This is a genomic window from Synechococcus sp. H60.2, assembly GCF_047462315.1.
Classification (GTDB): domain Bacteria; phylum Cyanobacteriota; class Cyanobacteriia; order Thermostichales; family Thermostichaceae; genus Thermostichus.
In genome coordinates this window covers 1-7,126 of record NZ_JANSIZ010000099.1, presented here as the reverse complement: position 1 = coordinate 7,126, position 7,126 = coordinate 1, and the positions used below count along the sequence as shown (strand labels likewise).

Genomic DNA, 7,126 nt, shown 5'->3' with positions numbered 1-7,126 from the left:
CCCCCTCTCTTTTTTTTTTAATGCTCACGCCGGCTTACGCTTTCATGGCTTGGCTCGTGGGGTCGGAGATGTGTTAAAGAGACAGCCCTCACCCCCAGCCCGTCTCCCAAAGGGAGAGGGGGGTTAATCTCTTTCACGGCTGTTGTATGCTTGCATCTGGTCAGCTGCCGGGGCAAAGGCGGTGCAGAGCACTGGGGAGGCCGGGAATTGCCGCACCGTTACTGGCGGTAGGATTGATGGAAGTTGTTGCTGGTTGGAGAGTGGGGTTGGAGCAGCAGCCGCGAGGGATCGACCAGGCAGCCTTTGTGGCCGCCAATGCCACGCTGATTGGTGATGTGCAGCTCTCGGAAGGGGTGAGCATCTGGTACGGGGCCATTTTGCGAGGGGATCTGTCGCCGATTGTGATTGGCCGCCGCAGCAACATTCAAGACGGGGCGATCCTGCACGGGGATCCGGAGCAGCCGACCTGCATCGGCGAGGAGGTCACCGTCGGCCATCGGGCCGTCATCCACAGCGCCCACATCGAGGCGGGATCCCTGGTGGGGATTGGGGCCGTCATCCTCAACAGAGTCACCATCGGGGCGGGCAGCATGGTCGGGGCTGGAGCGGTGGTCACCCGCTCGCTGCCGCCCCGCTCTTTGGCAGTCGGGATCCCGGCCAAGGTCATCCGCACCCTGACAGACCAAGAGGTGGAGCAGTTGCGCCGCCACGCCGAGCACTATGTGGATTTGGCGCTGCAACACGCCCGTCGTTTCGCCAGATGGCCGGGCCCTGCTGCTCCGGCCTAAGCCTACCCCTCAGCAGCGGGGATCCCCGCAGAGCACCCAGGTATCTTTGCTGCCGCCCCCTTGGGAGGAGTTGACCACTAGGGATCCCTTTTTGAGGGCCACGCGGGTTAGGCCGCCGGGATGAACGTAGATCTCTTTGCCGTAGAGAATGTAGGGCCGCAGATCCACATGGCAGGGCTCCAGCCTCAGCCCCTCTCCCCAATCCACGAGGGTGGGCACGCGGGAAAGACACACGACGGGCTGGGCGATGTAGTTGCGGGGCTGGGCGCGGATTTTCTCGGCAAAAGCGGCCCGCTCCTCCGGTGTGGCCCGCGGTCCCATCAGCATGCCGTAACCGCCCGACTCATTGGCCGCCTTCACCACCAACTTGTCCAGGTTCTCCAGCACATAAGCTTGATCCTTGGGATCCCAACACAAGTAGGTGGGCACATTGGGCAAAATCGCTTCTTCTCCCAGGTAGTAGCGGATCATCTGGGGCACATAGGCGTAGATGACCTTATCGTCTGCCACTCCTGTCCCCAAGGCATTGGCAATTGCCAGCCGACCCGAGCGATAGACCTCAAACAGGCCGGGTACCCCCAAGAGGGAATCGGGGCGAAAGACCAGCGGATCGATGAAGTCATCGTCGATGCGGCGGTAGATTACATCCACCCGTTGCAGGCCCTTGGTGGTGCGCATCTGCAAATAGCCATCGGCCACCACCAAATCCCGTCCTTCCACCAGCTCCACCCCCATCTGCTGGGCCAGAAAAGAATGCTCGAAGTAGGCGGAGTTGTAGATGCCGGGGGTGAGCACCACCACTGTCGGGTTGGCCAGGTGCGGCGGCGTCAGATTGAGGAGGGTATCCAACAAGTGGCTGGGGTAGTCGTCCACCGGGCGGATCCCCATCGTGTTAAACAGCGAGGGAAAGGTGCTTTTCATCACCCGCCGGTTTTCCAGCACATAGGAAATGCCCGAGGGGCAGCGCAGGTTGTCTTCCAGCACGTACCAAGTCCCGTCCCGATCCCGCACCAGGTCGGTGCCGGTGACGTGGCACCAAATTCTCCCCGGCGGGTTGAGCCCAATACAAGGCCGCAGGAATCCTTTGGCCGTCTCGACCAGCTCAGCAGGGATCACCCCATCCTTGAGGATCTTCTGGTCGTGATAGACGTCGTCGATAAACAGGTTCAGGGCATGGATGCGCTGCTTCAGACCCTGCTCCAGCCGCTGCCACTCAGAGGCTGAGACGATGCGGGGAATGATGTCGAAGGGGAAAATCCGCTCCGTGCCCTGGCTGTCGCCATAGACGTTGAAGGTTACCCCCATCTGAAAGAGGGCTGCCTGGGCCGCCGCTTGCCGCTGCTGCAGCTCTCCTTCTCCCAGCGAATGCAGGCGCTCAATCAGCGGGATCGCCTCAGGGCGAGGCCGACCGCGCCCCACAAACAGCTCATCGTAAAAACCTTCACCTGGGTCATAAGTATCAAAACGCACGTCGGGATCCCTCGAACCCTACCCTGTTTTACTGTGGGCGGCTCTGGATTTGCCTAGTGTGCTTCCGGCTACTTTTACGGTTATCGTGGTGGAAGTTAGGACAGGGGGTATACCGGTTGCCCCCAGTCAGCCAGAGTTGTCAAGGTTTATGGTGGCGGGCGGTACTTTCTCAGCTTTGTTGTCAATGTAATATAAATGTAGAGGAATGAACCGGACACCCTCTTTTGTAAATCGGCCCCTCATCGGCGTTACTACCCCCAGCCGCAACGGCCAGGGAGATTTTGTGGCGCCGGGCCGCTATGTGGATGCCCTTCGCGCTGCTGGCGGGATCCCCGTTCTTTTTCCCCCAGGCGAAAGTGAGCCACAAGCGCTGCTGGCTGCGGTAGATGGGCTGGTGTTGACAGGAGGCGGCGACCTTTGCCCCAGCACCTACGGAGAGGATCCCCAACATCCCCAGGTGCGTCACGTCAGCGCCGAGCGGGATCGCTTTGAGATGGCCTTGGCGGCAGCCGCGCTGGCGCAAGGGATCCCGGTCTTGGGCATTTGTCGAGGGATGCAGTTGCTGAACGTGGTCAGCGGCGGCAAGCTGATCCCCCATGTGCCCGACGTGTACGACGAGCTGGATCATTTCAACCCCGCCGATCGCAAGCCCGTTCGCCACAGCGTCAGCCTCATCCGCTCCACCCGCCTGCAGGAAATTGTCGGCGTCGACGCAATCTCCGTAGTCTCTTGGCACCACCAGGCTGTTTGGGGGGTGCCGGCGGGCTGGCGTTTGGCTGCCTGTTCTCCCGACGAGCTCATCGAGGCCATCGAGCACGAAACCCATCCCTGGGCTATTGCCGTGCAGTGGCACCCCGAGTTCACCTTTGAAGAGGCTGAGCATTTTCGCCTGTTTCAGGCCTTTGTGCAGGCAGCGCTGCAGTTTTCGCCGCGCCTGGCCAGCTCTGAAGCAATGCCTCAGGTTGCCTAGGGATCCTGTGCTGCTGCTGGAGAAGAGGCGGGGGCTTATCCCTCGCGATAGCCGGGGAGAGCCCTTGCTATGCTTTGCCCAGTGCCCCCAAAAGAGGGCCTATGAGCAGGAGACAGGCACTGGCTAGAGCGGTTCTGGGTGTCTTAGCTTTTTTCGGTTTAGGTTTTGGCTGTAGTCCCAGCCCTTGGCTGCGTCAGTTTGGCACCCCTTCCTCTGACGAGGCTCGCGCCATCGCAATTGATGGAGAGGGAAATATTTGGGTGGCGGGGGTAACGGAGGGAAGCTTTTTGGGCCAAAGCTCGGCAGGGGGTGGCGATGGTTTCTTGCGCAAGTACAATGCCTGGGGCCGAGAGCTCTGGACACGGCAGTTGGGCACCCCTGCTTTAGACGAAGTTGTGGCGGTGGCAGTGGACAGGAGAGGGAACACCTGGGTGGCAGGAGTGACCTACGGCGCTTTCCCTGGCTACAGCAATGCCGGCGCAAAAGACATCTTCCTGCGTAAGCACGATCCCCAGGGTCGGGAGCGCTGGACGCAGCAGTTGGGCGGTGCTGAGCCTGACCAGGTCACTGCCATTGCCGTGGATGGCAAGGGCAATGTCTGGGTAGCCGGAAATAGCGGAGGCAAGAGCTTTGTGCGCCAATACAACGCTGACGGCAAACCCCTCTGGGTCCGCGAGCTAGGGGCCCAGGTCACTGCCCTGGCCGCCGATGGGGCAGGAAATCTCTGGATAACCGGATTCGTCCGCGACCGCACAAGGGCCGGCGGCTTTGTCGGCCAGTATGATCCCAGCGGCAACCAGGTTTGGCTGCGCCAGTTTTCCAACAAAGGGGGCGACGGCACTCTTGCCATCGCTGTGGGAGAGGAGGGAAAAGTTTGGGTGGCGGGCTATACCCAAGAGGCTCCTGCTGGACAGGCCTTGCTCCAAGGGTACAGTGTCTTTGTGCGCCAGTATGATCCCTACGGCAACGAGCTCTGGAGCCGCCAATGGGACAGCGCGCAAGGGGAGCGCCCTCTGGCCATTGCCGTGGATAGGCTCGGAAGGGTCTGGGTGGCAGGATCCACCCAGGGGATCCCTGCAAGTCGCAGCGATGCCTTTGTCCGCCTCTACGATACCAACGGCGGCGAGCTCTGGCGCCACCAGTTCGGCAGCGCCGACTTCGACTGGATTCAGGCCATGGCGCTAGACCAAGAGGGCACCCTCGGGGTGGTAGGTGTAACCTGGGGATCCCTCGCCGGAGAGCCCCATGCTGGTCTGAAAGATGTCTTTGTGCTCAAGTACGGCCGTTAGATTGACACCCCCACCGCCTCAAGGCGTAGGGTTCTCACGTAGTTCAAACAGGCGCTGTCAAGACGCCTCTAGACAGTCCCCTCAGGAAAAGCCCTGCTCGCGTCAGCAGGACGGCGTCCTCTCGCGTCTCGGACGCCTGCACCAGTCGGGTTTTTCACCGTGATTAGGTGCTGGCCTGGGAACGGTACGCCTTTTCGGCAAGTATACCCTTGGCAATTACGAGCTTTTCCGCTCCCCACGCAAGTGCGGGGCTACCAAGCTATCCTTCTGGGTAGTCTCAAGGAGATGGCGGGGCGCCTGGCGCTGGCTCTATGCATCGGATAGCTGCTTTGCCGGGGGGATGGGATCCTTCCCAAGGTGGGGTCATTTTCCTGGAGCAGGATCCTGCGCCCATCGTTGTCCTGTCGGCAGCCGACACGGATCTGACGGCCTTGAGCGCAGCCATGCGCCTGCTGCCGGCTGATTTCCCGGCGGTGCGGGCGGCTAACCTCTTGCAGTTGCAACAGCCTCTCAGCATCGACGACTACGCCGAGAAGGTGTTGCGGCAAGCTCAGGTGGTGCTCCTGCGCCTGTTGGGGGGAAGGGCCTACTGGAGCTATGGTCTGGAGGTGGCCAAAGAGGTAGCGGCAGCAGCGGGAGCCACCCTGATTGTGATCCCTGGGGATGACCGTCCCGATTGGGATTTGGTTAGCCACTCCACCGTGCCCCTGACAGTAGCCGACCGGGTGTGGCAGTACTGGCTGGAAGGAGGGGCAGCCAATGTGGCGGCTTGCTTGAAATTCTTGGCCAGGGAGTTTCTGGGACAGGAGTACGCCCTGCCAGAGCCGCAGGTGCTGCCCCGGCTGGGGATCTACCATCCCCCCCTATCCCCCCTCAGGGATCCCCAGGCCCCCAAGGTAGGGATCCTGCTCTACCGGGCCCATGTTTTGGCGGGGAATACGCAGCCAATAGATGCCCTGGCCAACGCCCTGCAGGAGCGGGGGTTGCAGCCGCTGTGTCTGTACACCTATGGCCTGCAGGAGCCGGACTTGCCGCAGGCCATCCGGGAGCACTTCGGCGGCCAAATTGAACTTTTGTTGAACACCACCAGCTTTTCCCTGGCCCGCCTGGAGAGCGAGCAGCCCGATGTCCGCCTCTGGCAGGAGCTGGATGTGCCGGTTGTGCAGGTGGTCTTGAGCAGTGGGTCGCGGGAGCGCTGGGAGAACTCCACTCGGGGCTTGGGGGCGCGGGATCTGGCCATGAACGTGGTGTTGCCGGAGGTGGACGGCCGCATCCTCAGCCGCGCCATCTCGTTCAAGACGGTTCAACAGTGGGATCCCCGCCTGCAGACGGAGATCATGGCCTATGAGGCTGTGCCGGATCGGGTGGCGTTTGTAGCCGAGCTGGCGGCCAACTGGGTAAAGCTGCGGCGCACTCCTGCCAACCAGCGCCGTCTAGCCTTGATTTTGGCCAACTACCCCAGCCGGGATGGACGGCTGGCCAATGGGGTAGGGTTGGATACACCGGCAAGCTGTGTCGAGATCCTCAAGGCCCTGGCGGAAGCCGACTACCGCGCCTGTCCACTGCCCCAGAGCGGAGATGAGCTCATCCGCTGGCTAACCCAGGGCCAAACCTATGATCCGCTGGGATCCCTACGCCCGGCGCGGCAGGTGCTGCCGGCTGCCCTCTACCGGGAGTGGTTTGCCCAGTTGCCCGCTGCCGTCCAGGACAATCTAGTGCGGCAGTGGGGGGATCCGCCCGCCCACGACATCCCCATTGTCGGCCTGCAGTTGGAGCATGTTTTTGTCGGCCTCCAGCCGCCGCGGGGCTACGACCAGGATCCTGCTTTGAACTACCATGCCCCGGATCTGGTACCGCCCCATGAGTACCTCGCCTTTTACCTGTGGCTGCGGCAAGTGTTTGGCGTGCAGGCAGTGGTGCATGTGGGCAAGCACGGCAACCTGGAGTGGCTGCCTGGCAAGGGATCCGCCCTTTCGGCCACCTGCTACCCAGAAATAGCCTTGGGGCCTCTGCCCCACTTCTACCCCTTCATCGTCAACGATCCTGGCGAGGGATCCCAGGCCAAGCGGCGGGCTCAGGCTGTCATCCTCGACCACCTCACCCCGCCCTTAACCCGTGCCGAGCTCTACGGGCCCTTGGCGGAACTGGAGCGGCTGATGGACGAGTACTACGAGGCCCAGCAGATGGATCCTGGGCGCTGCCCGCTGATCCGCGCCCAGATCCAGGAGCTTGCCTGCCGAGAGCACCTCGACCTGCAGTTCAACCTGGATAAGGAAGAAGACTGGGGCCGCCTCGATGGCTACCTCTGCGAGCTCAAGGAATCCCAGATCCGAGATGGACTGCACATCTTTGGCTGCACCCCCACTGGCGAGCAACTGGTGGATCTCCTGCTGGCCCTGGCCCGCTACCCGGGCTCTGGCCAGTTGGGCCTTACGCAGGCCATCGCCCGCGACTGGGGTTGGGACTGGGATCCCCTGGCCGCCGACCTGACGGATCCCTGGCCGGACAAACCGCCGGCCTAAAAGTCGCTACCGAATTGCAAGGGAAAGCTCGCCGCCTCAATCCCTAGCCCCCCTCTCCCTCTGGGAGCTGTCTCCTATACCCATCTG

5 protein-coding genes are annotated in these 7,126 nt (G+C 62.1%); 4 read left to right on the top strand and 1 reads right to left on the bottom strand.

All coding sequences use genetic code 11. The annotated features are described in order from the left end of the window. Nucleotides 1-236: 236 nt before the first annotated feature. A complete protein-coding gene (locus tag NW845_RS11865) occupies nt 237-788 on the top strand; it encodes a gamma carbonic anhydrase family protein (protein ID WP_414347985.1) in 552 nt (183 codons plus the stop codon). 9 nt (nt 789-797) lie between these two features. Here NW845_RS11865 and NW845_RS11860 read toward each other — a convergent pair whose 3' ends face one another. Continuing rightward, nucleotides 798-2,258 carry a circularly permuted type 2 ATP-grasp protein gene (locus tag NW845_RS11860; RefSeq protein ID WP_414335409.1) on the bottom strand — a complete coding sequence of 487 codons (1,461 nt, stop codon included), beginning with the start codon at nt 2,256-2,258 and terminating at the stop codon, nt 798-800. 205 nt (nt 2,259-2,463) lie between these two features. Between NW845_RS11860 and NW845_RS11855 the strand changes: the two genes are divergently transcribed. From NW845_RS11855 to cobN, 3 genes are all read left to right on the top strand, one after another. After that, nucleotides 2,464-3,228 carry a gamma-glutamyl-gamma-aminobutyrate hydrolase family protein gene (locus NW845_RS11855; RefSeq protein WP_414378685.1) on the top strand — a complete coding sequence of 255 codons (765 nt, stop codon included), beginning with the start codon at nt 2,464-2,466 and terminating at the stop codon, nt 3,226-3,228. A gap of 101 nt (nt 3,229-3,329) precedes the next feature. Then, entirely contained in the window at nt 3,330-4,517 is a 1,188-nt protein-coding gene (locus tag NW845_RS11850) for an SBBP repeat-containing protein (RefSeq protein WP_414378684.1), read from the top strand. A 311-nt stretch (nt 4,518-4,828) separates the two neighbouring features. Continuing rightward, nucleotides 4,829-7,039, top strand: a complete 2,211-nt coding sequence (cobN, locus tag NW845_RS11845) for a cobaltochelatase subunit CobN (protein ID WP_414378683.1) — start codon at nt 4,829-4,831, stop codon at nt 7,037-7,039. The last annotated feature ends 87 nt before the right edge of the window (nt 7,040-7,126 follow it).